Annotated in this window: 23 protein-coding genes and 1 riboswitch; of the genes, 15 read left to right on the forward strand and 8 right to left on the reverse strand. The window is 41.2% G+C overall.

What is annotated here, in order from left to right; translation table 11 throughout:
* Positions 1 to 50: 50 nt before the first annotated feature.
* Together RMY31_RS09300 and RMY31_RS09305 are read right to left on the reverse strand one after the other, a co-directional pair.
* Positions 51 to 2,732, reverse strand: a complete 2,682-nt coding sequence (locus RMY31_RS09300; RefSeq protein WP_322660506.1) for an amino acid adenylation domain-containing protein — start codon at positions 2,730 to 2,732, stop codon at positions 51 to 53.
* A 13-nt stretch (positions 2,733 to 2,745) separates the two neighbouring features.
* Entirely contained in the window at positions 2,746 to 3,423 is a 678-nt protein-coding gene (locus tag RMY31_RS09305; protein ID WP_322660502.1) for a DUF6875 domain-containing protein, read from the reverse strand.
* Between the two features lie 1,096 nt (positions 3,424 to 4,519).
* Between RMY31_RS09305 and RMY31_RS09310 the strand changes: the two genes are divergently transcribed.
* The 5 genes from RMY31_RS09310 to RMY31_RS09330 all read left to right on the forward strand — a co-directional run bounded on the left by RMY31_RS09310 (position 4,520) and on the right by RMY31_RS09330 (position 10,661).
* Complete coding sequence (locus tag RMY31_RS09310) at positions 4,520 to 6,139, forward strand: serine/threonine-protein kinase (protein WP_322660500.1); 1,620 nt, start codon at positions 4,520 to 4,522, stop codon at positions 6,137 to 6,139.
* Between the two features lie 475 nt (positions 6,140 to 6,614).
* Positions 6,615 to 7,397 carry an FHA domain-containing protein gene (locus tag RMY31_RS09315; protein WP_322660498.1) on the forward strand — a complete coding sequence of 261 codons (783 nt, stop codon included), beginning with the start codon at positions 6,615 to 6,617 and terminating at the stop codon, positions 7,395 to 7,397.
* A gap of 228 nt (positions 7,398 to 7,625) precedes the next feature.
* On the forward strand, positions 7,626 to 9,170 hold the full coding sequence (locus RMY31_RS09320; protein ID WP_322660497.1) for an FAD-binding oxidoreductase: 1,545 nt from the start codon (positions 7,626 to 7,628) through the stop codon (positions 9,168 to 9,170).
* Positions 9,171 to 9,192: 22 nt separating this feature from the next.
* Positions 9,193 to 9,900: an actin-binding WH2 domain-containing protein gene (locus RMY31_RS09325; RefSeq protein WP_322660495.1), complete on the forward strand. Its 708-nt coding sequence runs from the start codon at positions 9,193 to 9,195 to the stop codon at positions 9,898 to 9,900.
* 53 nt (positions 9,901 to 9,953) lie between these two features.
* On the forward strand, positions 9,954 to 10,661 hold the full coding sequence (locus RMY31_RS09330) for an actin-binding WH2 domain-containing protein (RefSeq protein WP_322660493.1): 708 nt from the start codon (positions 9,954 to 9,956) through the stop codon (positions 10,659 to 10,661).
* 64 nt (positions 10,662 to 10,725) lie between these two features.
* Here the strand turns inward: RMY31_RS09330 and RMY31_RS09335 are convergent, their stop codons facing one another.
* A complete protein-coding gene (locus RMY31_RS09335; RefSeq protein ID WP_322660492.1) occupies positions 10,726 to 11,079 on the reverse strand; it encodes a Rieske (2Fe-2S) protein in 354 nt (117 codons plus the stop codon).
* Positions 11,080 to 11,332: 253 nt separating this feature from the next.
* Entirely contained in the window at positions 11,333 to 11,935 is a 603-nt protein-coding gene (locus tag RMY31_RS09340; RefSeq protein ID WP_322660490.1) for a Uma2 family endonuclease, read from the reverse strand.
* 22 nt (positions 11,936 to 11,957) lie between these two features.
* Here RMY31_RS09340 and RMY31_RS09345 point away from each other — a divergent pair, with 22 nt between their 5' ends.
* The 3 genes from RMY31_RS09345 (at position 11,958) to RMY31_RS09355 (ending at position 15,811) form a co-directional block, all read left to right on the forward strand.
* Complete coding sequence (locus RMY31_RS09345; RefSeq protein WP_322660489.1) at positions 11,958 to 12,080, forward strand: hypothetical protein; 123 nt, start codon at positions 11,958 to 11,960, stop codon at positions 12,078 to 12,080.
* 177 nt (positions 12,081 to 12,257) lie between these two features.
* Positions 12,258 to 14,378, forward strand: coding sequence for a caspase family protein (locus RMY31_RS09350; RefSeq protein ID WP_322660487.1), 2,121 nt, complete (start codon positions 12,258 to 12,260; stop codon positions 14,376 to 14,378).
* A gap of 74 nt (positions 14,379 to 14,452) precedes the next feature.
* Positions 14,453 to 15,811 (forward strand): hypothetical protein, encoded by a 1,359-nt coding sequence (locus tag RMY31_RS09355; protein ID WP_322660485.1) that lies wholly within the window; start codon positions 14,453 to 14,455, stop codon positions 15,809 to 15,811.
* On the opposite strand, the gene RMY31_RS09360 is transcribed toward RMY31_RS09355, so the two are convergent.
* Positions 15,756 to 16,016, reverse strand: coding sequence for a hypothetical protein (locus RMY31_RS09360; RefSeq protein WP_409877812.1), 261 nt, complete (start codon positions 16,014 to 16,016; stop codon positions 15,756 to 15,758). The genes RMY31_RS09355 and RMY31_RS09360 overlap by 56 nt on opposite strands.
* Before the next feature lie 296 nt (positions 16,017 to 16,312).
* Between RMY31_RS09360 and RMY31_RS09365 the strand changes: the two genes are divergently transcribed.
* Together RMY31_RS09365 and holB are read left to right on the forward strand one after the other, a co-directional pair.
* Complete coding sequence (locus RMY31_RS09365) at positions 16,313 to 16,978, forward strand: SnoaL-like polyketide cyclase (RefSeq protein WP_322660481.1); 666 nt, start codon at positions 16,313 to 16,315, stop codon at positions 16,976 to 16,978.
* 22 nt (positions 16,979 to 17,000) lie between these two features.
* A complete protein-coding gene (holB, locus tag RMY31_RS09370; RefSeq protein ID WP_322660479.1) occupies positions 17,001 to 17,966 on the forward strand; it encodes a DNA polymerase III subunit delta' in 966 nt (321 codons plus the stop codon).
* Here holB and RMY31_RS09375 read toward each other — a convergent pair.
* Positions 17,934 to 19,847: a heavy metal translocating P-type ATPase gene (locus RMY31_RS09375; RefSeq protein WP_322660553.1), complete on the reverse strand. Its 1,914-nt coding sequence runs from the start codon at positions 19,845 to 19,847 to the stop codon at positions 17,934 to 17,936. The genes holB and RMY31_RS09375 overlap by 33 nt on opposite strands.
* A gap of 150 nt (positions 19,848 to 19,997) precedes the next feature.
* Here RMY31_RS09375 and RMY31_RS09380 point away from each other — a divergent pair, with 150 nt between their 5' ends.
* From RMY31_RS09380 to RMY31_RS09400, 5 genes are read left to right on the forward strand one after another with little or no spacing between them, the layout of a single operon-like run.
* Positions 19,998 to 21,116: an AAA family ATPase gene (locus tag RMY31_RS09380; RefSeq protein WP_322660476.1), complete on the forward strand. Its 1,119-nt coding sequence runs from the start codon at positions 19,998 to 20,000 to the stop codon at positions 21,114 to 21,116.
* Entirely contained in the window at positions 21,103 to 21,654 is a 552-nt protein-coding gene (locus RMY31_RS09385) for a hypothetical protein (protein WP_322660474.1), read from the forward strand. Before RMY31_RS09380 ends, RMY31_RS09385 begins: the two co-directional genes overlap by 14 nt.
* A gap of 3 nt (positions 21,655 to 21,657) precedes the next feature.
* Positions 21,658 to 22,770 (forward strand): precorrin-8X methylmutase, encoded by a 1,113-nt coding sequence (locus RMY31_RS09390; protein ID WP_322660472.1) that lies wholly within the window; start codon positions 21,658 to 21,660, stop codon positions 22,768 to 22,770.
* Between the two features lie 52 nt (positions 22,771 to 22,822).
* On the forward strand, positions 22,823 to 23,770 hold the full coding sequence (locus tag RMY31_RS09395; RefSeq protein WP_322660470.1) for a DNA adenine methylase: 948 nt from the start codon (positions 22,823 to 22,825) through the stop codon (positions 23,768 to 23,770).
* A 22-nt stretch (positions 23,771 to 23,792) separates the two neighbouring features.
* Positions 23,793 to 24,476, forward strand: coding sequence for an HNH endonuclease (locus RMY31_RS09400; protein WP_409877813.1), 684 nt, complete (start codon positions 23,793 to 23,795; stop codon positions 24,474 to 24,476).
* Between the two features lie 122 nt (positions 24,477 to 24,598).
* Here RMY31_RS09400 and RMY31_RS09405 read toward each other — a convergent pair whose 3' ends face one another.
* Positions 24,599 to 24,796: a hypothetical protein gene (locus RMY31_RS09405; protein WP_322660467.1), complete on the reverse strand. Its 198-nt coding sequence runs from the start codon at positions 24,794 to 24,796 to the stop codon at positions 24,599 to 24,601.
* Between the two features lie 28 nt (positions 24,797 to 24,824).
* Positions 24,825 to 26,102, reverse strand: a complete 1,278-nt coding sequence (locus RMY31_RS09410) for a glycosyltransferase family 1 protein (RefSeq protein WP_322660465.1) — start codon at positions 26,100 to 26,102, stop codon at positions 24,825 to 24,827.
* A gap of 160 nt (positions 26,103 to 26,262) precedes the next feature.
* Positions 26,263 to 26,492, reverse strand: a riboswitch (cyclic di-AMP (ydaO/yuaA leader).
* Positions 26,493 to 26,783 lie beyond the last annotated feature (291 nt).

Below are 26,783 nucleotides of genomic sequence, written 5' to 3' on the forward strand. Positions count from 1 at the left end.
TATGCATTGGATTTTGATTAGCCTGTAGTGCTGCTAAATTGGGGCGGTCGTTATTGGCGAGATGATGTCAAGCCCCGGTCGATGGAAACCTGCAATTTTTCAGCCAACAACCGGACGTTAGGCTCTTTTAAAATACCAAAGTGATCGCCAGGAATCTCATGGCTCTCCAATTTTCCCGCTACTAACTTAGTCCAGCCCAGTTCCGGCTCAACCCGAACCGACTTCTCGCTAGCTATGAAGAGAGTAATACGACCTAAGTAAACTTGCGGTACATAGTGTTTGGCATACTTTACTACAGTTTTGTAATATGCAGCTTGCCTAACTAAGTGTTCAAGGGTTTTAATTTTGAAAAACTTATGCTTGAGAGCGAACTTACCATAAGTTTTGCTCAACTTCTCCATAACATTTTCTACAAGGTACTTGGGGCCAGTTCGTAAAAGCTGATTTAAGTGAAATAAAAGTCTCTCGGAGCTTGGTATTGCTTTTGTTGTACCTGGTAGAAAAGTATCTAGCAAAACTAGCAAAGCAACTTTTTGACCTTGTGAGATTAATTGCTGAGCCATTTCAAATGCGATGACTCCTCCAAAAGAATGACCGCCCAACAGATAAGGGCCTTCAGGCTGGAGAGTTCTTATTTCTTTGATGTAGTTAAATGCTAGTTCCTCTAATCGATTCAGCTTAACTGGCTTTCCCTGCTCGTCGTCTGACAAGAGTCCATAAACAGGTTGCTCTGAATCTAAATAAGTAATTAAAGGTTGATATACGCCAATACCTTGACATAAAAATAAAGGAGGCTTGGAACCACGGGGTTGAAGTGGTACTAAGTATGACCAAGAGTTCATCAATTCTGATTGGCGAAGAATTACAGCTAGTTGCTCAATAGTTGGATTTTGAAGAAGGGTACTTACGGGCAGATTTTTTTTAAAGACTTTCTCAACCTGAGCAAGTACGCGCACAGCTACCAAAGAGTGTCCGCCTAAACTAAAGAAGTTATCTCTGATGCCAATAGGGTTTACACCTAAAATCTTTTGCCAAATTTTTACTAGTTGCAGTTCCATTTCATCGCGAGGAGCTACAAAAGTTTCTTCTAGTTCTTGTCTGATTTGAGCCGGTTCTGGTAAAGCACGTCGGTCTACCTTGCCATTAGGAGTCATTGGCAAGGCTTCCAAGATGACAAAAGTTGAAGGCATCATATAATCTGGCAGTCTCTGTTTGAGAAAACGACGTACTTCATCAGTTTTGGCTGCCCGATCGCGATCGACAACAATATAAGCTACTAAGTACTTATCTCCAAGAACATCCTCTTTGGCTATGACCACAGACTGCTGCACAGCAGGGTGTTGAGCTAGTACTGCTTCAATTTCGCCCAACTCGATACGGAAGCTACGAATTTTTACTTGCGAATCAAGGCGACCAACGTACTCAATGTTGCCATCACCAAGGTAACGAGCTAAGTCACCAGTCTTATACAATCGCGCTCCTGGCTCTTGGCTAAAAGGGTTAGGAATAAATTTCTCTCTGGTCAAGTCAGGACGTTTGAAGTAGCCGCGGGCCAGTCCAGCACCACCAATATGCAGTTCACCTAAGTCACCAACTCCCACAGGCTGCAAATCTTCATCCAAAATATAAATCTGTGTATTGGCAATGGGGCGACCAATAGGGGCAATCAGATAATTGCTGTCGTGCTGGCATTTCCAGAAAGTCGCATCAATGGAAGCTTCTGTCGGGCCGTAGCAATTATGTAGAACATTGTTCAAGTTCAATTTGCTAAAAAAATCCTCAATGAGTTTGACAGGTAAAGCTTCACCACCACAGGTAATGTGCCTGAGAGTTTGACAATTCTCAATTCCCTTTTGCTCTAGTAATACACGCAGCATGGAAGGTACTAAAGCAATGACGGTAATTTGCTGCTCGGCAATCAGATTAACAAGATAAGTAGGGTCTTGATGTCCACCAGGACGAGCTAAAACCAATTGCGCTCCGAAGCACAACGGCCAGAATATCTGCCACACTGAAGGATCGAAGCTCAGAGAAATAGTCTGTAAAACTTTGTCTGCTTCAGTCAATTCAAAAGTTGTTTGCCGCCATTGAAGTTGGTTGTAAATTCCCCGATGGGGAATCATTACACCCTTGGGCTGTCCTGTAGAACCAGAAGTGTAGATTATGTAAATTAGGTTATCGGATGTTACCTCACAGACCAAATTTGCTGGACTATTTTGGGCTAGCACTTCCCACTCTGAGTCCAAACAAACTATTTGCGCTTTATGAGCGGGTAAGCTGTTTAGCAAGCTTGCTGTGGTTAGAATCACAGGTGTCTGAGTCTCTTGCAAAACAAAGGCTAAACGTTCTGAGGGATATGTGGGATCTAAAGGTACATAAGCGCCTCCAGCTTTAAGAATTGCCAGCAATCCCACTATCATCTCTAAAGAGCGCTCTAAATAAATGCCAACAAGTACCTCAGACCCAACACCTAAGCTGCATAGATGATGCGCTAGCTGATTTGCTCGTTGGTTAAGCTGCCGATAGGTTAGTTGCGTGTTTTCAAATACCACAGCCACAGTATCAGGCGATCGCTCTACCTGAAGCTCAAACATCCGATGAATGCATAGATTCTGGCAATGAACTGTTTGGGCGATATTCGATTCCTGGAGAACTCGATCGCCGATCGGATGAGTTAACGTGTCTAAATGAATACTTTGTTTATATTCTGACTTCACAGCATTTATATTCATTTTGTATATATGATTACTTTATGATTAAATTTTCTTCTTTAAGTTGTTCTTGAGCTAATGCTAATGCTTGATAAGCATTGTTTAATTTTGTTTTATCTACAATCTTGTGAGCGAAATGCTTTAAATAAGCTTCGAGATACCTAATACGTAAGTAGGGTTCGTCATCCTGACTCTGAAGAAAAGGCAGGTCAGATTCAACCATAAAACGAATAGCTAGTAATGGAATAGGGCTACGAAGCGGACGAAAGTTTGGGTTATGCAGACCAGAACTTTGAGTATGCTTGTGAAATTCACCTATCATTAATCCTGACTCAACAAACAATGGTTTCAGTTTTCTTTGAACTGCATCAATTAATTCAAAAGTTTCGTTTTTATGGATATCAGGGAAGATAAGTAAAAAAGCTTTATTGATTAATAATTCTTCATTTTCTGCATCTATCTTTAGGAATATTTTTCGATAGCTTCTAACAATTTCTTCTAATTGCTGTAAATCTAAATTGTTCGCACGAATAACCGCCGTGCGAATGCTGTTTGTTTTGAGAGCATGATTCACATAAGGGCAAACTGGCCCAGTTCTACCTAAATCAGGGTGATGTCTTCCTAAAAAACTTTTAACCCACTCCATGATTTCAATTAAGTAGGGAAGGTCTTGCTGGATTTGTTTGATTTCAATAGGTGTATAGAGTTGCATTATTTTGAAACAAACGCACTAACTGTGTAATTTTCCATTTAAAAATATTCATAGACTCACAAGGAGCATATGAATAACCATCACCAAGTCAATCAAAATATCTTGGCGATTATCTATCTTTGGGTTGATATAGTTTATAAGAGGTAAAATGCTCTGCTATTCTTAATGGAAAAGAATTTTTTGCTAATTTTGGCATGTTTCGGACTACAGCGTTTGACTTTTTGCATTATCAACCCGCTATTATATTTACCAAAAAAATTGTAAAGCTGATATTGAAATACTGATTTGCATTATGAAGTTTTAGTATAGATTTAACATAACTTCATAATGTAATTAAAAATCTAAATATAATTACTTATTTGAATAAAGTATAAATAGAACAATAGAATTTACATTTTGACAAACAATTAATTAAGAAGTCTACACTTTACTCCGATGTCAGTGTCAGTAGTTTGTTGTGGCAAACTCTTTGTTTCAAAAACGACAGACTTATAATTGCAATCACGATGACTTTGGGTATTCTCCTAGTACAGCGGGCACGCAATATACCTACCTTTGGGTTGACGCTACGCTAACACCAGTTGCCTTGTTCGGGAAACCCTCTTTGAAGTTTGCCTGAAGGGAAACTAACGCCACTTTCGCGGCTGTCGGGAAACGCGACGGCACTTCCTACCCTGCGGGAACGCGCTTGAGCGAACAAGTCGGCAAAGCCGACGGCAGTTACTTCAACGGAGGGAACCTCCGCAACCTACTGCCTCCTCCTAGCAACTTATCTTTGCAGCGCTAGTTCACTATTCCAAATTCAGGACTTACGCAAAAACTTTGATTTTTGACTTCTGCACAGCAATGCTAGTTTCTTGGTTTTATCGAAGGAAGGTATTACAACCAGCCTGGATACTCGTAGGGAATTGAAGTATAATAAATTATCTTGTCTATAGATTAGTTTACGTATGAGTTTACGTAACTCTAGGTTTACTTTAGGAACTCTTCAAAGGATTTCCAGCAAAAATCACCTGGCAAGAGTTGATTGCAATCTCAATAATTGAGAGAGAGTGTAATGCTCCCCGTGATTATTCGTGCAGCGAGTTGACAGTGCATGAGCTACTGCTTAAATCCTACCTGTCCCAATCCAGAAAATGTGGCATATAGCCCGAGGTGTCAGTCTTGTGGCTCGCGATTACTGTTGCGCGATCGCTATCGGGTACTCGAACCATTAGGTCAGGGTGGCTTCGGAGCAACCTTCTTAGCTCAGGACGAAGCCTTACCAGGAGAACCTAGTTGCGTGATCAAGCAACTACGTCCCTCAGGAACCGCACCACATGTTTTACAAATGGCGCGAGAACTGTTTGAGCGAGAAGCTAAAACCCTAGGCAAGATTGGCAATCATCCGCAAGTACCAAGGTTACTTGACTATTTTGAAGAGCAAGAACAATTCTACTTAATTCAGGAATACATCAGTGGTGCTACCTTGCAGCAGGAGGTCAAGCTTAACGGTATCTTAACTGAAACCGGAGTCAAACAATTCCTGAGCGAGATTTTGCCATTACTCCAATATATCCACGAGCAAAAGGTGATTCACCGTGATATTAAGCCCGCCAATTTAATTCGCCGCACTCAAGATGCCAGAATGGTACTCATTGACTTTGGTGCCGTCAAAAACCAAGTCAGTCAAGCTGCCACAAACCAATCTGGACATACAGCACTCACTGCATATGCAATTGGGACTCCTGGGTTTGCACCACCAGAGCAAATGGCGATGCGTCCAGTCTATGCCAGTGATATCTACGCTTTGGGAGTGACATGTATTTATCTACTAACTAGCAAAACTCCTAAAGATTTGGATTACAATCCCACAACAGGCGAGATGATGTGGGAGCAATTGGTACATGTGAGCGACCACTTGACTAGTGTGCTGCGGAAAATGTTAGACGTGTCTGTCCGCAATCGCTACCAGTCTGCTACAGATGTACTTAGAGCATTAGAGATAGAACCATATCTAGAAAGTTTGTCCAAAGGCTTATTAGTTAAATCTGATACTAATTATAAAGAGCGAACACACAACCGCCACGAAGATTCTGCTGTTTTATGCAGCAACCCTTCTGCCCCTCCTACTGGTGTTGGAGTGGCACAGGTAGCAGCTGCAATTCGAGCTAGACGAGCCAAAACTGCGGAAGCATCTGGATTAGATGCAGGGGGAATGCGTCAGGGATCTGGAACGGCTAAATCAACATCTTTGCCTAATAGCAACAGTAATGGTTCACAAACTCAACTTTCTAAAGTAGAGCGCAAATTAGATACCCAAGGTTTACTCACAGCCTATCTCAAGGGAAGGCGGGATTTTGCCCTGCACAATTTAAATCTGCTAAACCTGCAAGGTGTTGACTTATCCGAGACAAATTTTCATTCTGCTCAATTGCAAAATACCAATCTCCAGGGAGCTAATCTGCACAATAGCGATTTTGGCAGAGCTAGTCTGACTCGAGCAAATCTCAAAGACGCTAATTTGAGCAAAGCTTACTTTAACCATGCTGATTTAGAAGGGGCAGATCTTAGAGGCGCAGACCTCAGCCATGCTTATCTCAGTAACGCCAATCTTCGCGGAGCTAATCTGTGTGGTGCTAATCTCAGTGGTGCTAAGATTTCTGATGAACAGATGGCACTAGCGAAAACCAATTGGATGACAGTACGCCCCAATGGGAAACGAGGCCTGTTGTGATTTAAGAGTTAAAATCTGGAATTGTAGATGAGGTCAATTCCAAATTTTAAATTTAGAAATCAAAGATTATTTGAATTGCCACATTGCCATCAGAATAACAGCTACTAAAAACTAGCAGTTAAATTTGTTGTGTTAACATTTTGGAATTGATGAGTTGTGGGGCTAGAGGGCTTTCCTAGTATCTTGCTATTTTGGCAATCAATTTATTCTAATCTTGCTTTAGAATTTATTACAAAATTCTTAATAATTGCCATCTGTTAAAAACTTAATACCATACTTTACAATAAACAACAAAGCATCATCATAATTATTTTATTTAGATGTTTCATTATATTTATGACTATCAGGAATATTAGAGGTGAACTTCTATGGATAAAATTTTCAATTTGAACGAACTACAGCCGCTCACTTGTCCATAATGATAGCGGCAACAAAAAAGGCAATTATCCTAATTATGGACTGGGATTAATTATTCATGATGACCGAAATCAGCAAGTCAAATCTGTGGCCTGTAAAAGATTTAGCTATGATGGCTGAGTCGCAAGATCGAGAATTAAAACGGCGATTAAATTTATATGAAGTATTTCTGAAGTTGTATGAGCATCATGGCACGCTTTTAGATGAAATACTTCAGCTAGAAAACCCACTCCAGCCGTCATTAGCTCTGGTGAAGGTACGTTATGCCCTGGGTGTAGTAGATGGTTCTGCTGTGTATGTGATGACTAATTTGGGCGATCGCACAGAAGCTTTACAACAACCGCAACAGATTTGGACAATAGGTCGAGATCGCAGCAGTGGAATCTACATTGGGGATCGATATCTGTCTCGTCGCCACGCTGCGATTCAATATATTGAGAATAAAGGCTTTTACTTAATTGACTTCAAAAGTACCAATGGCTCTTTTGTGAATGGTAAACGCACTCAGCAGCCGATCAAACTAAAAGATGGCGATCGCATCCGGCTAGGCAATATGACTTTTGATTTTTTCTCTAATGATTCTAGCCGCATCCTGCCGACTGTAGCTATGGAGTTACTGATGCAGCTTACGCCTCGATTAGGTGGTACAGAAGAAACACTTGGTATTGTTGGGAAGTTACAAAGACATTGGTCTGAAAACTTAGATAAAAATCTACATGTTTCTCAAGACCACAGTTGTATTCAAAACCTGGTTGATAGTAACGGTAACTTAAATGCCGAGCAACAATCAGAAATTTTAGACCGTTTTTTCAGCAGATCGACACCATCTAATCCTAGCTAGTAAATTTCAAGTCAAAGATTCATATCATGTCCAGTTAAAGACTGCTAGTTAAGACCACAGACAGACTCCAGAGGCAGAGGGGAGGTGGTTTTGGTCTTTTTGCATAGATTCGGGAATTCTAACTAATTAGCCTGACTTGATTTCAAAATAAAATCTGACTCCCGTCTTTTGACTCTTAATCAAGCAAAGATACGATCGATAGTAGTAACTCTGCTGGAATTAAATCCTATGTCGCTAACTGAAGAAATTCTTTCCCAATTACCGGGCGATGTTTTGGGAGGGTTGCGTCGAAGCGATCGCATCCTCACATCTATTAGAGAAAACACTGCACCAATACCAACAGTAGTAAAAGAAAGTCAACAGCCTTTAGAGTCCGTAGACTGGGATGTAATTATCTGCGGTGGCACTTTAGGCATTTTAATTGGTTGCGCCTTAGCAGTGAAGGGACTACGGGTGGCGTTGATGGAACGGGGTATTTTGCGTGGAAGAGAGCAAGAATGGAATATCTCCCGCAAGGAATTAGAAGTATTTTTGGAATTGGACTTACTAACAGAGGCGGAGTTGGAAACAGCGATCGCCACTAAGTATAATCCAGCGCGTGTCAGCTTTCACGGTGGTACAGAAGTTTGGGTAGAGGATGTTTTAAATATTGGCGTAGATCCAGTTTATCTACTAGCTACGTTGAAAACCAAATTTTTAGCTACTGGTGGAAAGTTGTTAGAAAACACACCCTTTACTGAGGCGGTGGTTCATCCAAATGGGGTGATGGTAAACCAATTCACAGCTAGGTTATTAATCGATGCAATGGGACATTTGTCTCCCATCACTCAACAAGCACGCCAAGGAAAAAAACCGGATGCCCTTTGCCTAGTTGTGGGGAGTTGTGCCCAAGGATTTCCGGAAAATAACTCAGGCGATTTGTTGTTATCATTTACATCTTTGCAGAATCAATGCCAGTACTTTTGGGAAGCTTTTCCGGCCAGAGACGGTAGAACCACCTACTTGTTTACCTACATGGATGCATATCCACAACGTCTAAGTTTAGAAGCTTTGTTTGAGGAATATCTGCGCCTCCTACCAGAATATCAGGGTGTGGAATTGAGCCAGCTAAAGTTTCAACGGGCGCTGTTTGGCTTCTTTCCCACTTACCGCCAAAGTCCGTTGAAAACACCTTGGAGTCGCATTCTGCCAGTGGGAGATAGCAGTGGTAGCCAATCTCCTCTGAGTTTCGGTGGTTTTGGTGCAATGGTGCGTCATCTGAAGCGTTTAACATTTGGCATCCACGAAGCACTGCAAACCGATCGATTATCTGCAAAGGCACTGGCACTACTGCAACCTTATCAGCCAAGTCTGACTGTGACTTGGTTGTTTCAAAAGGCGATGAGTGTTGGTGTGAATCAAAAGATTGCTTCAACTCAAATTAACCAATTACTATCTGCGGTATTTCAAGAAATGCAACAGTTGGGTACACCAGTACTCAAGCCATTTTTACAAGATGTGGTACAGTTTTCAGCGCTGACACAAACACTGTTGAAAACAGGTTTCTCCCATCCAGGATTAGTTGTCAAGATAATTCCGCAGGTAGGTTTGGGAAGTTTGCTCGATTGGATGGTGCATTACAGCAATTTAGGTGTATATACTGCCTTGTTTTGGTTCAGTCCAATGCTAGAAACGTGGATTAAGAGTCAGCCTAGCGAACAGCAATATTATTGGCATCGCTTATTTGACTCCTGGAAGTTTGGTTCTGGCTGTGATTATTCGGATGAAACTTGAATAATACCTGTGTGAGGATAACATGATCGAACGGAAATCAGTAGGAATCAAATACTTTGCAGTACTAATTGGCTTATTGCGCGATCGCGAAGGATTTCTCGAAGAAATCCGCCAAGGTGCGAGACTGCCCAATAAAATCATTTCTTTGCTGGTTTGTAGTTCTATCTTTATTGCTATTTATGGCGGAATCATTGGTGCATTTCATAGCTGGATGCAAGCTTTGTCTTCCGCCATTAAACTACCAGCCCTCTATTTAATTACACTGCTGATTTGTTTGCCGACATTGTACTTTGCTAATGTGATTTTCGGTTCAAAGCGCACTTTTGGTCAGCATTTTGCACTAGTACTAACTGCGGTTTCAGTCACCGCCGTACTTTTATTTAGCTTTGCACCAATTACATTATTTTTCTTAATTACCACCAATAATTATCAATTCTTGATTTTATTAAATGTGTTGATATTTGCGATTACAGGCTTTATTGGTGTTTCTGCTTTATATCAAGCAATGAATTTAGTTTTGGAACAAGAGAATGAAGGTAGCAAGACCCGGAAGAAAATTTTACAGTTTTGGCTATTCCTTTATGCTTTCGTGGGCAGTCAGCTAGGGTGGACTCTCAGACCCTTTTTCGGCACACCTGATTCTCCCTTTCAACTGTTTCGAGAAAGAGAAGGCAATTTTTATTTAAGTGTGATTCAATCTATTAGCTATCTCTTGGGATTTCACTCATAAATTATTAGTAAATAATCAAAATTTCAATAATATTGAAGACATATAAAATTGTTATGTTGGAAAAGCCATCTTACAGAATTCAACACTTTGGTGTTTTGATTAGTTTACTCCGCGATCGCCAGGGATTCTTAGAAGAAATCCGTCAGGGAGTGAAATTACAGAATAAAATCAATTCCCTGTTCGTTTCTAGTTCTATTTTCTTTGCCATCTATGGTGCAATTATTGGCGCATCTCACGGTTGGGCACAGTCATTATCTGGGGCTATTAAACTACCAGCATTTTATTTATTAACACTCATCATTTGTTTTCCGACTTTATTCTTCTTTAATGTTCTATTTGGTTCTCGGAGTAGTATCCAACAGCATTTTGTTGTATTGCTCACATCTGTATCAGTAATTAGCGTGCTTTTATTCAGTTTGGCACCAGTCACGCTATTTTTTCTAATCACTACCCCAGATTCCTATCAATTTTTTAAACTGTTGAATGTATTAATTTTTGGCATCACAGGTATCTTTGGTGTTAAATTTCTTTATGAAGGAATGCAGTTACTTTCTCAACAAGATGAAGTTGGCAAAAAAACCCGCACCACTATTTTAAGATCCTGGTTATTGCTTTATGCCTTTGTTGGTATGCAGCTGGGATGGTTTCTCAGACCGTTTTTTGGTGCCCCTGACTCAAAATTTGAGTTGTTTAGGGCAGTGAAGGGTAATTTTTATCTTGATATTGTAGCGGCAATTTCTGAAATATTGGGTTTGCGTTAAGTTGATATTAGACTTTAGATTTGGAATCTTTCAATCCAGAATCTAAAATCTAAAATTTGGTCAACTATTGCAATCCCACCCAAATACTTCCTTCTTCTAAACGAGTGGGAAAGACTGGTAGGGCTTTTTCTTTAGAAACCGCACCTAACACTTTTCCAATACCAGGGGGAAAGATACTCCATTCCTTAACGTTGCCAGTAGCTAGGTCAAAAGCACTGCGGTGAAAAGGACAGATAATTGCTCCATCATCGGTGACTTTGCCCTTCCGCATGGGTAGCCTCAGGTGGGGACAGGAATTCTCTACCGCGTAAATTTGGTTGTTGTGGTTAAGCAGTAAGATAGCGCGTTGTTCGACTTTCACTACTTTGCGCTCATTCAGTGGTAGTTCATCTTGGGGAAGAACTTTAATCCAGTTCATCAATACCTCGCTTGGTTTTTACAGGGCTGGTTGACAAAAGGCCTTGTAAACTTATACCAATTTTCTGTAACAATGAACTTGATAATAGTAGTAAAAATTTACTGTTGCTCTCAACCAAAAATCAGAAGTATAAAATGTATTTCTTCATGGCTGTTCACAAATAATTAACGAGTTACCAAAGCCTGGAAGAACTTGAAAAAGCCTAAAGACGCATCTGAAGATTTTGAATATCAGCGATCGCACCGAAATTTATTCACCAGATTTTTTCCATCCGCAAGACAAATCCTGGTAATTCTGGATTGCCGCTCACTGTTTCGGGATCGTCTAAGATTTCAACTTCTTGGTTGAGGCGATAAATGTAGACTTTTCGGTTTTTGCGATCGATTAACCAACCGAGTAATGCACCATTGGCAATGTATTCCCGCATTTTGTCTTGCAATCCACTGAGGGTATCGCTTTGAGAACGCAACTCGATTGCAAAGTCAGGACAAATCGGTGCAAATGAGGCTTTTTGTTTGTCAGTTAAGGCATTCCAGCGCTCTATTTTTATCCACGAAGCATCAGGCGAGCGAATTGCTCCATTGGGTAGGGTAAAGCCTGTACTGGAGTCAAAAGCCTCGCCTGTCCCATCTTGTTCTGCCCAGCTTCCCAGTTGTACAGCAATCTTGAAGTTGCGGTTACCCGTATCTGAAAAGGCCGGTGGCATAACGATTACCTCCCCACTAGCACTACGCTCGATTCTCAAATCGGGATTGGCTTGACAGAATTCATAGAACTGTTCAGTTGTCATCGATTTGATAGAAGGAAGATTGACCGTCAGCGGGACGCTTTGAGTTTGAATTAATAGCGTTGTCATTCTTTGTCGCTCATTTTGTGAAATGGAGCAAGCACAGGCAGGCTACCTTGAGTTTACACGCTTTAACTTTAGCTATGGAGGCGATCGCACCCTGTCGTTACTAAAACTACGTATTCTAGGAGAGCGATCGCCTATTCGTTGTTAAAATTCATACTAAAAGTTACGTTAGATTTTCTTAATCTAGAATTCGCATAAAATCCAGAATACTACTTGAATAGAGTGTATTACGCTATCTCAAAGTTTAGTTGTAACAGTATATTGTGCTGCAAACGATCTGGAATATCTGAGATTTATATAAAACTTCTAAGCTCGTGGAGTCCAAATGACTGAGAAAACTAATCAAGTACCGAATTTATATGCATTATTAATAGGCATTGATTGTTACATGCCTAATATCCTACCCGATGGCAGTTACTACAAAAGTCTTGGGGGGTGTGTACGAGATATCAATCATATAGAAGCTTTTCTCAAAAATACGCAAAAAGTTCCACAGACCAAGATTTTGAAGCTGACAGCTTCTGTTAATCCCGACAAGCCAGGCCAACAACAGCCTGTGGAACCTTCAGAAAAACTGCCGACTCGCAAAAATATAGTAGATAGTTTTAGAAAATTAGGCGAGATAGCTCCCGAAACAGCACAAATTTACATTCAATATTCCGGGCATGGCGGACGGGCAAAAACAGTATTTCCTGATATCAAAGGTGTTGGTGAAATCGATGAGGGACTAGTACCCACTGATATCGGTACTTCAGAAGGGCAGTATCTCCGCGATTTGGAACTGGCTCAACTTTTGAAAGAGTTGGTAGATAAAAAACTCACTGTCACTCTTGTGCTGGACTGCTGCCATTCAGGTGGTGCAACACGAGGAGATGCAGAAATCCGGGGAATGAATGTGGAGGATGACAAACCCCTACAAGCTACGTTTGAGCCTGTTGCTCCATTAGAAGTTTTGGCTGCAACTTGGCAATCTTTAGGCGGAGGAACTCGCGGACTCAAAGCAAGTGGAGTACCTGAGTCAAGAGATTATGTTCTGTTGGCAGCATGTCGGCAAAACGAATACGCCTATGAGTACGCTTTTAATCGGGAAACTAGAGAACGCAACGGAGCGCTTACCTACTGGTTGCTGGATACACTCAGACAGCAGAATCCTGGGCAAACCTACAAAGATTTGTACGATCGCATCCATGCTCAAATTCACAGTCAGTTTCCTTCGCAAACGCCGATGTTGTTGGGTGAAGGCGATCGCTTGATTTTTGGCACTGAGCGAGTCAAAACCGTATTTGCAGTACCTGTGATGAAGGTAGAGCAGACAGAAATAGGAGAAATGCGAGCTCTACTGGAAGTTGGGCAAGCCAATGGAGTCACTAAAGGGGCAGAGTTTGCCATTTATCCTCGCAGCACAACCGATTTGACCAAGAAGGATAATCGAGTTGCCATTGCTAGAATTATCCAACGCGGAGGCACAGACTCACTGTGTAAACTAGAAGCGATCGCCGGAAAAGAACTGAAAGTTGAACCCGGCGATCTGGCTGTTCAAATTGCGGTTGCAGCAAGTTTGGTGCGTAAAGTCTCCCTACTGACTCAAGAAGGCGAACAAAATCAGAAAGCACTCGCAGCACTCAAAGCAGCTATTCCTGGAAATGGCTGGGTGGAATTGGATGAGACAAGAACTGCTGGTGACAACGGTGAAGGAGTAGACTACTTTGTGGAAATTAATAACAATTGTGAGTTTGAAATCCGTGACAGTGGTGGTGCTATTTTCCAGAATATTAAACCGACTTTAAAGATTGACGATCCGACTGCTCCTGAAAAAATCGTCAAACGCTTAGTTCATCTGGCAAAATACCGAGCTGCCAAAACCATTGATAATGTAGATACAGACTCACCATTGTCAGGGAAGCTAGCTGTTGAATGGATGGGAACCTCTGATACTTACGATCGAGGAGATCCAATTCCTGCACTTTCTCAGTTGCAGAAGTTCAGCGATCGCACTCAGCCTACTGTAAAAATTGGAGATTATATCTTTTTATCTATCCGTAACAACTCCACCGAGACGCTCAATGTTGCCGTGTTGAATTTTGAATCTGACTGGTCAATTCAGCAGATTCATCCGCAAAAAACCACAGAGCTTTTCATTACACTTGAGCCTGGAAAGGAAGAGAAAATTCCCCTTCAACCTGCCCTAGAAGGAGAAGGAAATGAAGTCGAAAACACCGTTAAGGTTTTTGCAACCAAAGATCGGGCAAACTTTCGCTGGCTAGAGTTACCATCTCTAGATGAAGAAATTGTGCAAAAGGGATTTGGAAGGCGATCGCTTAATCCCCTCGAAACCCTGCTAGCAGCAATCGATGGAGAGCAACCAATAACACGTAAATTAACAGTTGCAGCATCTCCAAGTCGTGAGTGGACAACCAAGCAAGTGACGCTGACTATTACAAAATAGCGAAGTTGGGGTTTCCGCACACAATTTTTTCAGTAAAAAACAAGGAATTGCACTCTTTTTTTACAGCTTCACCTATGAAACAATGGCTTTCTGCAATCCTCTTACCTATTGTTCTCCTGCAAGCACCTGTGTTTGCCCAAACAAAGTCTCCATCTGCCGTAAATGAGCAAATACCTATAAAAGAAGTAATAACTCCAACACCAAAGCCCGATCCAGTGCCAAATTTAGTGCCATTGAAAGGAACAGAGCAAATGCGCCTTCAGTTAGTTAATTGTGAAGGATGGCTAGATTGCGCTTTAGCTCGGCTATTGTTACATCCCAGTGCATATATCGATCGACGCGAACTTTGGTTTGATAATTCTACTCAGGTTCCTGTTAGTATTCTCAACACAGCGGTAGTTGTAGAAGGTGACTTTACAGGGTATCAGCTTAATAAACAAGCTATTTCCCTTTCTGAAGATATCAAAATACCTGCCAATCAGATTATCAGCATCCCGCTCATCTTGAAGCGTTCTGTAATACCTCCCGATCGCTATAGTGGAGCAATTTATCTAACGTTGCAAAATCGCAGCGATCGCCTGTCACTCCCAATCAACCTCAGTGCGAGAAGCGGCCCTCTATTGCCACTGATTGTTCTGTTCTTTGGTGTGATTTTGGGCAGACTTTTTAAATATATGCAGGAGCGCGGTGAACCACAAGCAAAAGCACTGGAAGAAGTTTATCGTTTACAAACAGATATTGCAGGTGCAAAACTAGAAGACCAGAATAAACAATTGTTAGCAGATATGGTAAATGAAGTTCGCACGCTCGTAGTCCGCGAACAATTGGATACGGTATCAACTCAAGTGCAAACAATTCGCGATCGCCTCGAAACGTTAATCAAACTGCAAGCGTTAGAGGATCGGCTTAACCAGCAAGCAACTACTTTTCCTACAGATGTTGACGAATATACACTGAAGATTGGTAAAGTCCGACAGTATATTGCTCAAAAAGAAGATGCTAAAGCCAAAGAGCTATTAGAAAAAATTAGTTCAGATTTAGACAGCGTTGGTGCAAGAGCAGGTGGAAACTCTGGAATTGAACCCTACAAAAGATCCCTAGAAGAAATTGTCACAGCAACCAATCGCATCAACCAACCTACTAAAGAAAAGACTACACCAAGTCCTTTAGTAAAATTTCAACAGTTTTTGATTAATCTTTCTGGTGTGTCCGATCGGGTTCGTGCGGAAGCAACTTTCTGGGTAGTGCGTCCGCTTTTATCTCTGATTTTGCTTGTTGGCTTATCAGCTGCGGGTATCAGTTCTCTTTATATAGAAAATGGTACGACCTTTGGTGCTAGACCTTTTGCCGATTATCTAGGATTGATTCTGTGGGGACTCAGTGCTGATGTTGCCAGTCGCAGCTTGAGTAATCTTCCAGGAGCAAAGCAATAAAAGCAGCGATCGCTTGATATTGAACTAAGTCGGTAGGAATAATTAAATGTAAGATGTCATTGCGTTCGCGTAGCGTCTCGTAGAGAGGAGGAACGACGTAGGCAGAGCCTTCTCGCAGAGTAGCAATCGCAAAGACTGGGATTGCTTCGTTCCTCGCAATGACAGAACACACTATATTTATTTGCGCCGATCTACTTATCAGCATCTACTAATAAGTCTATACCAATACTGTTTAGCTTCCTTGTGCAGTTAATGGCTTGAAGGTGCGCTCGCTTGGCAGGAAATATTAAACCAACGATTAAATATATAGAAAAGAGGAACTAAGTAGAAAGGTGCTATCAAGTGAACCCGCACATGTGATATGTTATTTGCTGATCTACTTGGTAACAAAATCACAAGTATATCTTAGCAACCAATAGCCCAAAAATTGATGTACATATTTGTGGGATAGCAATTCCACAGATATATTTTGAGCAAATCATTAATCCAGTACAAACTTAAATGAGTACGGAAGAATCCACAAAGCAGCCTCTTTGGATACAAGATAGAGATACCGTTATCTCTAATGATGCTGATGTTCAGTGGCGATATCAAACACGTCCTGATTACTCTTACACCAACCAATATCTCAAAAAAGAAAGTAAGTATAATCATCCAGAAGGTTCACTCGAAGCGATAGTCCAAAATCTTGTCAGAACTTTTGAGATGGAGGCATCATATAAAACAAATCCCCAACAGTGGGTGTCGATTGTTGCTGAAAAATTTCGCATGACTACCAATGGCGGACTAGCCTACACTGCTGATGATGTAGCAGATGTGGGAACATACAACCTATTTCTAGGTGATACGGAGCATTATAAGTCAACAGCAGAAACCTTTGAATCATCGGCCAAAATCTTTCATGAAGCATTTCCCAATGGATTTCTATGGGAGTTAATAGAAGTTCTATCAGGCCCACCAAACGTAACATTCAAGTGGCGACATTGGGGAACTTTTAGCGGCCCATACAAAGAACATGCACCCACCGGAGAAACTGTAGAAGTGTTCGGAGTCAGTATTGCTCGCGTTAATGACGACTTGAAGATTTTGTCCTTGGAACATTTTTTTGATAACGGGTCGTTTTTAAACAAATTGGCAACAGGCTGTCCTTTCCACGCAAATCAATAATTAGTCAATCTACAATTGACTAATGACCTATGACCCATTTAAATCACTAGTTGGACAACAGCAAGCTATAGAATTACTTACTCAGGCTGTTAGACAAAACCGAGTTGCTCCTGCTTATCTATTTACTGGGCCGGATGGTGTAGGACGAAGTTTAGCGGCAAAGTGCTTTATAGAACTGCTATTTTCTAGTTTTGTAGAGACGCGAATAATTACATCTTTACAAAACCGTTTGCGTCAAGGTAACCACCCTGATGTTTTGTGGGTGCAACCAACGTACCAATACCAAGGACAACGACTGACAGCAGCGGAAGCAGCAGAAAAAAAACTGAAGCGGAAAGCACCGCCTGTAATTCGACTAGAGCAAATTCGCGAAATTACTGAATTTCTTAGCCGTCCCCCTTTGGAAGCACCGAGAAATGTGGTAGTGCTAGAGGAAGCCGAAACAATGGCAGAAGCCGCAGCCAATGCTTTACTGAAAACCTTGGAAGAACCAGGACAAGCAACGCTGATTTTGATTGTCCCTTCGCCTGAGTCTGTGTTGCCAACTTTAGTGTCACGCTGTCAACGCATTCCTTTTTATCGCTTAGATGTACCGTCTCTAACTCAAGTTCTCACCCAAACTGGGCATCAGGAAATTTTGCAGCATCCAGCAGTGTTGAATATAGCAGCTGGCAGTCCTGGAAGTGCGATCGCAGCTTACGAGCAATTACAAGCAATTTCTCCTCAGTTACTCCAAGATTTAACAAAAGCACCTGTATCCTACCGCAATGCTTTGGAGTTAGCTAAGCAAATTGATAAGGATTTAGATACAGAAGCACAACTGTGGTTAGTCGATTATCTTCAGCAGTCATATTGGCAACAGTGGCATCAACCCAGTATTATCAACCAGCTAGAACAAGTTCGTAAATCTCTACTTTGTTACGCCCAACCACGTCTTGTTTGGGAATGCACTTTATTATCTATTCGTCAACAATCTCAGTCCACTTAGGATAACTAATACTGTAGAACCTTCATGCCCAATTACGCCGATGGGTAAGTTGATATTGCCTAAAAAGTTACCAACTAAGAGTAAAATAATAAATCCCAAGGCTACGGCTATATTCTGTTTAACTATACTTTGCGATCGCCTACCCAATGCGATCGCGGCGGCAATTTTCTCTAATTTGTCTGCCATTAGTACTATATCTGCGGTTTCCAAAGCCACATCACTGCCTACTACTCCCATGGCAATGCCTACAGATGCTTGAGCTAAGGCAGGTGCATCGTTGATGCCATCTCCTACCATTGCCACTGTTTGATACTGCTTCTGCAAACTACGAATGACATTAAGCTTATCTTCGGGTAAAAGTTCTGCATAAACTCGACTAATCCCAAGTGACTGGGCGACGGTATCAGCAGTGCGTTGATTGTCACCTGTAATCATCACAATTTCTTCAATTCCCAGCTTTCGCAAGCGGGTAATAGTCGCTACTGCATCTATTCGGTTCGTATCTGCAATTGCGATCGCACCCATCACCTGTTTGGCTTGTGCCACCCAAATAACAGTTTTACCTTCCTGTTCCAGGGATTGAGCCAAGTCCCACAATTCTTCTGGTAACTGGTTAATATACTGCTGTACAAAAGTTGTGTTCCCCACAATGACTTGTTGGTCGTTGACCATCCCAATAATTCCCTGTCCGGGTATGGCTTGCACTTCTACTCCGCGCACCCAGTCTAAATCTCCAGCCGCCTGCACGATCGCCTTACCAATGGGATGTTCTGAAGAAGATTCTAAAGCTGCTGCTGCTTTCAACACATCTGCTTGCGAGTATTCACTAGTAGCAATTACCTGGGATATTTGTAGCTGTCCTGTGGTCAGAGTACCAGTTTTATCAAAGGCGATCGCTCGGACTTTGCCAATTTTCTCTAACTGTGCCCCATTTTTAAACAAAATCCCCTGTCTTGCACCATTGGCAATTCCCGACAGCAGTGTGGGCATAATTGCCGCCATTAACGCACAAGGAGAAGCTACCACTAAAAAAGTTAAGGCGCGATAAATTGTTGTTTCCCAATCCCAACCCCAAATAAACGGCGGCAAAGTTGCCAGCAATATTCCAGCAATCACAATTACTTTTGCATATCCCCGTTCAAAGCGATCAATGAATTGTTGAGAAGGCGGTGCTTCTGTTTGTGCTTGTTCCACCAAACGAATCACACGCTGAATCAAACTACTTTCTGCTGGTTTGTGTACCTGAAGTTTCAGCGCCCCATAACCGTTGAGTGTACCTGCAAATACTTCGTCACCTACCGTCTTTTCTACAGGTAAGGATTCACCTGTAATCGCGGCTTGATTGAGAGTGCTGTAACCCGACACAATAATGCAATCTGTAGGAATTAGCTCTCCGGGTTTAACAACTATCTCATCCCCTACCCTAAGTTGCGAAATGGGAATTACTTCTTCTCCTTCCTGATGCAAAACCCTGGCTGTATCTGGTGTCAAACTCATCAAACTGCGAATACTGCGCTCAGTTCGTCGCATAGCATAGCCTTCCAGCGCACCACTGATAGCAAAGATGAGTATCAAAATTGCCCCATCAATAATTAGATGATATTCCCTGCGCCATAAACCTAAGCTAGCAGCGCCAACAGCTGCCACAATCATCAGTAAATCTACATCTAGTTCCTTTTCTTTGATTAGGGTAGTCAGTCCCTCACGGGCACTTTCGTAGCCACCAATGACATAAGCAGCAGGTAACAGCAGTAATGCCAATTCCAAACAGTTAAGATGCAAAGCGAACCATCCGAGAAATAGCAATAACCCACAAAGCAGGGCTGCTAAGGTATCTGCATGTTCTTTGGTGAACTGCGTAAAACGCTGTGGGTAAAGCATGAGAGTTGAATTAACTAGGATATCTCTCACGCTAAACCTTGACATTAATGTTAATGTCAAGAGTATGGGAGTGAGGAATGAGAACTTACATATTGTTAGTAAGTTGCAATTTTTGTAATCTATGGCACTACATTGAAAGGATAAAAGTTGATGCTAAAGCGAATTTATATTGATAACTTTCGTGACTTGGAAAATTTTGAACTTAATTTTGACTCAATTAACTTGTTTCTCGGTGGTAATGGTTCAGGGAAATCAACTGTTTTTGAATCTTTAAGAAAAATTCAAGAATTTTTAACTATGTATTGTGATGCAGGAGAAGTTTTTCATTCTTCTGACTGCACACGCTGGCAAACTTCACGACTTCAACGTTTTGAATTAGAGATTTCTGGAAATGGTGGCAATTATAAATATGAACTTGCTATTGAGCATCATATTCAACATAATTGTCATGTTAAATATGAGCGTCTCTATTTTAATAATAATCTTTTATTAAAAATTGATAACGGCAAGTGTAAATTGGCTAGAGATGATAATTCATATTTATCTGAATTTCCATTTTCTTCCTCTCATTCCGCAATACTGTTTTTACTAGAAAGTGCCAGTGCAAAGCAGAAGTGGTTCCAGGAACGAATGGAAAGATTAATTATTGTACAAGCTATTCCTAGCTTCATAGAAAATGGTAGTCGAAAAGAAGAAGTACAACTAGACTATAAAATGGAAAATTTTGTTTCTTGGTATCGCTATATTATTCACAGGAAAGATAAAACATCTGAATTAAATAATATTTTTAAAACATTATTTAATAATTTTGTAGATTTTAAATTTGAATACTTAAATGAAGAATTTCTGATTTTAAAATTACAATTTTTAGCATCCGAAGATAAGACAAAAATTATTGATTATCGTTTAAGTGAATTATCTGATGGACAAAAAGCGCTGTTTGCTCTTTATAGTTTGATGTATTTTACTCAATCTGAAGACTATACATTATGTATAGATGAACCGGAAAATTTTTTAGCACTTTCAGAAATTCAGCCTTGGCTAATTCAACTATATGATTTTTGTAGTGAAGGGAAACTACAAGCTTTACTAATTTCTCACCATCCTGAATTAATTAATTATCTTTTAGCATCACCTATAGGTTATTGGTTTGAGCGTCAAAGTAATGCTCCGGTGCGGGTTAAAAAAATTAGTAATGAAGTGGCAAAGAATACTGGATTACCCATTTCAGAACTGATTGCACGGGGATGGCTGTATGAGCCAGCGTAGAGTACAGATTGTGATTCTGTGTGAGGATAGGCAAAAAGAGGTTTTTGCGCGTTATTTTTTGAAAAAGCGAGGCTTTAATGGAACAATTAGACCTTTGCCTTGTCCAGATGGAAGCCAATCCGCAGAACAGTATGTGCGATTGCATTATCCAAAGGAAGTGAAAGCATACCGCAGTAAGGCAATGTACTTATCTATTGGGCTGGTTGTAGTCATTGATGCAAATAAAAAAACAGTGCAGGAAAGGCTGAAGCAATTAGATGATGCACTAATAGAAGATTCACAACAAGTTCGTCAGCCTGATGAAGCTATAGCAATATTCGTACCCAAAAGAAATATTGAAACTTGGATACATTATTTACAGGGAGAGACTGTTGACGAAGAAACAGAATATGCAAAATTCTCCAAAAATGAGGCAGCTTGTAAGCCTTATGTGGAAAACTTAGTAAACCAGTGTTACCAGGGTTTGGATAATAATGCACCCCCATCTCTTCAGGTAGCTTGTGGAGAATTAGAAAGAATTTTGCCGTTGTTGGAGTAAATTATGAATGCTGGTTGCTTAACTATCAAAGAACTTACCAATGCAGTTGGAGGTAGTCTAACTCCTCGTATGGTGCGACATTACCATCAATTAGGACTACTACCGCAACCAGTGCGATCGCCCAGCAACTATCGCCTTTACACGCAAAAAGATGTCATCCGGCTGCAACGGATTGTGGCATTAAAGCAGCAAGGGTTCCAACTCAACCACATCCGCCACATTTTAGAGGTGGAACCAGAAGCAGACGCTACAACCCTGACGGCACAACTTCAGCAGCAATATCGCGCAGTTATGCAGCAAATTTCTCAACTACGGCAAACTGCATCGGCACTCGAAGGATTATTGGGACGCGATCGCCATTGTCAAATTATGCAGGCTGAAGTGCTGGCACAACTCAAGTTATTGGAAGTAGAAACCCAAGCTGGATTGGGGGGACTAGAAAAACTGTGGAGTGGTTTAGATGCACAAGTCCATACACATTCAGAAGCTTTTCAAGAATCGTTACAACACTTGTTACCCGATTTATCTGAACGTTCGGAAATCGAACAACACCTGATTTCTCAGTTGGTTTTGGCTTGCGGTGATGTCAGCTTAGTGTCCTTTGTTAGATTGAGTCGAGATGCGATCGCAGCTAGTCGAGAAGCGCTCAAGTCAGGCTGTGATATTTTTGTAGATATCCCAACAGTTGCCGCTGCTTTAGACCAAACAAGATTAGTTCACTTGGGCTGTCGAGTTACAACGTTGATCGATAATCCCCACGTCACTACTGCCACAGAAGCAGAACAGGAATTTTGGCAACGTCAAGAATGGCAGGAAAAATTACAGCAAGTCACAAAAGGTTCTGTGTTAGTGGTTGGTTATGCTCCCTCGGTACTGTTAGAAGCTTGTACAGCCATTAACAAACAAAAAATTCAGCCTGCGTTAGCGATCGCTATGCCCATTGGCTTTAGCCATGCTCCCGCAGCTAAACGGCGACTAATGCAACAAAATATACCTTACATCACAATTGAAGGCACATTAGGAGGTGGTTTGTTAGCCGCTACTTCCCTGAATGCCCTAGTTGAATCGTTGATTGAAAAGCCAGATTGTCATTGTTATTTGAAAGACAACATATAACCGTTTTAATTCTCATGATAAACTAAGCTAGATCATTTGTTCTCTAGTTGAGATGGCTAGTCTTCCACATCCTATTCAATATCAAGGCAGCAAAAGAAATCTCGCTTCGGATATTCTGAGATTTTTACCCAACAATGTAGAAAGACTGGTAGAGCCATTTTCAGGAACTGCTGCAATCAGTATTGCAGCCTGTGATAAAGGAATTTCTCAAAAATTTTGGATTAATGATCTGAACAAGCCACTGGTTGAATTACTAAAGTTAATTGTAGAAAAACCAGATGAAATTGCAGATGCATATGCAGATATATGGAACCAGCAGCATGATAATTCTGTAGAACACTACTATAAAATCAGAGAAAAATTTAATAGAACTAACGATCCAAAGCTTTTCTTGTACTTGTTGGCTCGATGTGTAAAAGGAGCTGTTCGGTATAACTCTGAAGGATTTTTTAATCAAAGTCCTGATAAGAGGCGAAAGGGAACCCAACCTGCGAAAATGAGGAAAAATATAGAAGGAGTTTCTAAGCTTTTAAAGGATAAATGTAAATTTACATCCTTAGATTATAGGGAACTTTTAACTGAAGTTTATATTAACGATTTTGTCTATCTAGACCCCCCTTATCAAGGGGTATGTGGTGATAGAGATTCAAGATATTATGCTGGGATAAATTTTGATGATTTCGTTTTAGTGCTTAGAGAGTTGAGGCGAAAAGGAGTAGCGTTTGCAATTAGTTATGATGGCAGACGAGGAAACAAAATTTTTGGTAATGAATTACCTCAAGAATTAGGGCTTAAGAAACTTGAAATTGAGGTTGGGCGATCATCTCAAGCAACACTTTTAGGTAGAGAAGAAGTAACTGTGGAGTCTCTGTATTTATCTTCCAATTTAGCAAATAGCTATGCCTCAGATTTAGAAAGTTATATTAGCAAAGCACATAAACAGCTTACTTGTCTGGAACGGTATGGACAATTCTCCACAGCACCCTCTCTTACCCAATGATTTTGTAAAACTTTGCCAATCAGTGACAGCCAAAAGACCAAAAGCTGTCATCGACCATATTTTGCAATATGGCTTTGTGACAACAGAGGAATTGAAGCAGAGATATGGCTACAATCATCCTCCCAGAGCAGCTAGAGATGTCAGAGAACACGGCATTCCTCTCGAAACCTTTCGTGTAACAGGTACTGACGGGAGAAGAATAGCAGCCTATAGATTTGGGGACATCAGCAAGGCAAAATTTTCTAGATTGTCTGGCAGGACAGGTTTGTCAAAGCAAATAAAAGACGAACTTATCAACAGATATGGTTGTAAGTGTTTTATCTACTTAGAGAAAGTTGATAAACGTGAATTACAGATAGACCACCGCGTACCTTTTGAGGTTGACGGAGAACCAGAATTGAATCCAGAAAACTTCACGCTACTTTGTAGTTCTGCCAACCGAGCGAAATCTTGGTCGTGTGAGCATTGCGAAAATTGGAAAACTATAAAAAATAAGTCTATATGCTTATCTTGTTACTGGGCATACCCAGAGAATTACACTCATATCGCAATGCAGCAAGTCAGAAGAATAGACCTTTTATGGCAAGGAGATGAGGTTGAGATTTATGAAAGATTGAAACAACAAGCTGATAGGTTAGACAAAGAAATTTCTGAGTTAATTAAAAAAATCATTGAACGAGAAATCAGGCGGAACGGCGACGGCTAACACTGTATTGGCGTGGACAGACGAAAGCCGTTAGCCATTAGAAAAATTGCGAAGGTAACTTGTTACTATTCGACTTAGTTGTTCTCCTGACTGCCTAAGCAATAGCGAACTGTCATAGTAGCTTATACTGTCTGTGTCGGCATCCAGGTAGTGTACACATCCTCCATAAATCCCTTGTAGCGACGAGTTCCCTTTTTCTTACTGACTTTGACTTTCAGGGTAGTGAGATAAATTCCATCCATGACCTGATGTCCATAACCGAAAACTTGACCAATCTGCCCTGTTTTTTGATGTAGAGCATAATCTCCGATTTTAAGCATGATTTTGACTCCCTAGTATTTGTAGAAGTTAAGCTGCAATCTGAGGTTGGTTGTGAGGTTTAGCTGTAGTTTGAGCCAGCAGATTAGTATAGAGCTGAGTTAATCGAGAGGCTACACTATACCAACTGAAGGCAATTTCTACCCGTTGCCGACCAGCCTCAGCTAATTGGTCGCGCCAAGCTGGATTGGTAAGGATGCGGTCTATAGCAGCAGCAAAAGCTACTTCATCTTTAGGAGGTGCAAGTAAACCTGTGACTTCTGGTACTACAGTAAACTGCAACCCACCCACATCACTAGCCACGACTGGAGTCTTACTAGCCATAGCCTCAATAGCAACTAAACCAAAAGGTTCGTAATGACTGGGTACAACGCACACATCAGCAGCAGCGTAGTAGAAAGGAAGAATAGTATCATCTAAGTGACCCGGAAAGATGGTGCAATCTTTTAGTCCTAGTTCTGCCACAATGCTGGCGATGCGATCGCGTTCAATGCCATCACTCTGACCTGGACGGCTACCACCTCCAATCACTAGTTGCAGGTTAGCTTTACTCCTCAAACTAGACTTAGCAACAGCTCTTACTAAAGTTTCAATCCCCTTACGACGGTCAAAGCGACCAACGTAGAGAACCATTTTGGCATCGGGTGCAATTCCTAAATGTTGGCGTGCAGCAGCTCGTTGGATTTCCCCAAATTTATCAATATCAGTACCACAGGGAATCATTTCAATCTGCCCCTTGCGAGAAACAAGTATCCGCATATGCTTCTGCTCTTGCGGACTGGTTGCTACTACTCGGTCTATAGTCTCCAAACAAGCTTTTTCTACAGCTAATCGCTGGGTAGCAATTACAGGAACATCACTAATACTTCTGTATTTTACGGCTCCTAGAGAATGGTAAGTATGTACTTGAATTAGTGGTTGCTGCTTTTTTAATTCCATCCCCACCCAAGAGGACAACCAATAGTTGGTATGAACTAGGGAATAGCAGTATCCTTGACGTTTTTGGAATCGCTGGAACTCTGCAACGAACTTAGGTAAATAGTCAAACAAGTTATCTCGTCCGATGAATTCAGCTGGCCCAGCTTTTAACCGAATAGTACGACAGTTGGGGCTATGGTGAACAATGGCAGCTTGCTCAGGACTACTGCGGCGAGTGAACATATCTACTTGCCAACCTTGCTGGGCTAGTGCGTAACCCACCTGACGCACATAAACATTTTGTCCCCCAGCTTCTTCTTGGCCGATTTCCACAGCAGGGTCGCCATCAACAGAAATCAGAGCAATGCGATGTTTTTGATTCTGGAACATAGTAGTGCTTTACCTCAAGGCAACTAATCCTGCCTCAGATGCCAGAAATCAAGGCATGATAACCCTCTCCTCGCGTCTAAGAGCAGGTAAATGCAGCGTAAAGTTACCAGCCAAGGACACTGACGAGAACAAGGCATTACTTGTATGAATGCTGCTCGTGCAGTCTCCTCTCAATGCCTACGAAGTTAGCTGACGGGCTAGGACTGAGAGATGTCCTTCTCTTGAAGTGCTGAGTTGTGAGTGCTTAGTTAAATATTTATTAACTCTTCACTATTCACTCTTAACTCCTCACTGTCTGTGAGATACGCCCCAGAGTTGGTTCCTCCGCTCCTTGCTTGCCTTGATACACAAAGGTTTTAAGTCAAACAATGGATTAGGCAGACTGTATTTAGATTTATTTAAACATTACCCTGCAATCACGAATAGGTCAAGAGTGCAAACAAAAAAAGTGTGATCTGGATCACTTCAATCTGTTGCTAATGCTGCATCAAAGCGACTTTTCAACAAGGTAAGACACTGCAATTGCATTAGGCATCAGCGATTAACCCTCTTTTATCATTTTCGGGAGAGAATAATCTAGAATCCTTACAGCATAGGATTTTTACCAAAAATCTTGATTTCAGCCATTGTGTTAGAAAATAAACGCTCAAATGCTCGCTCTATCTACAGTTGAAAAATTGG

The sequence above is a fragment of the Dendronalium sp. ChiSLP03b genome (assembly GCF_034531165.2).
Taxonomy (GTDB): Bacteria; Cyanobacteriota; Cyanobacteriia; order Cyanobacteriales; family Nostocaceae; genus Dendronalium; species Dendronalium minutum.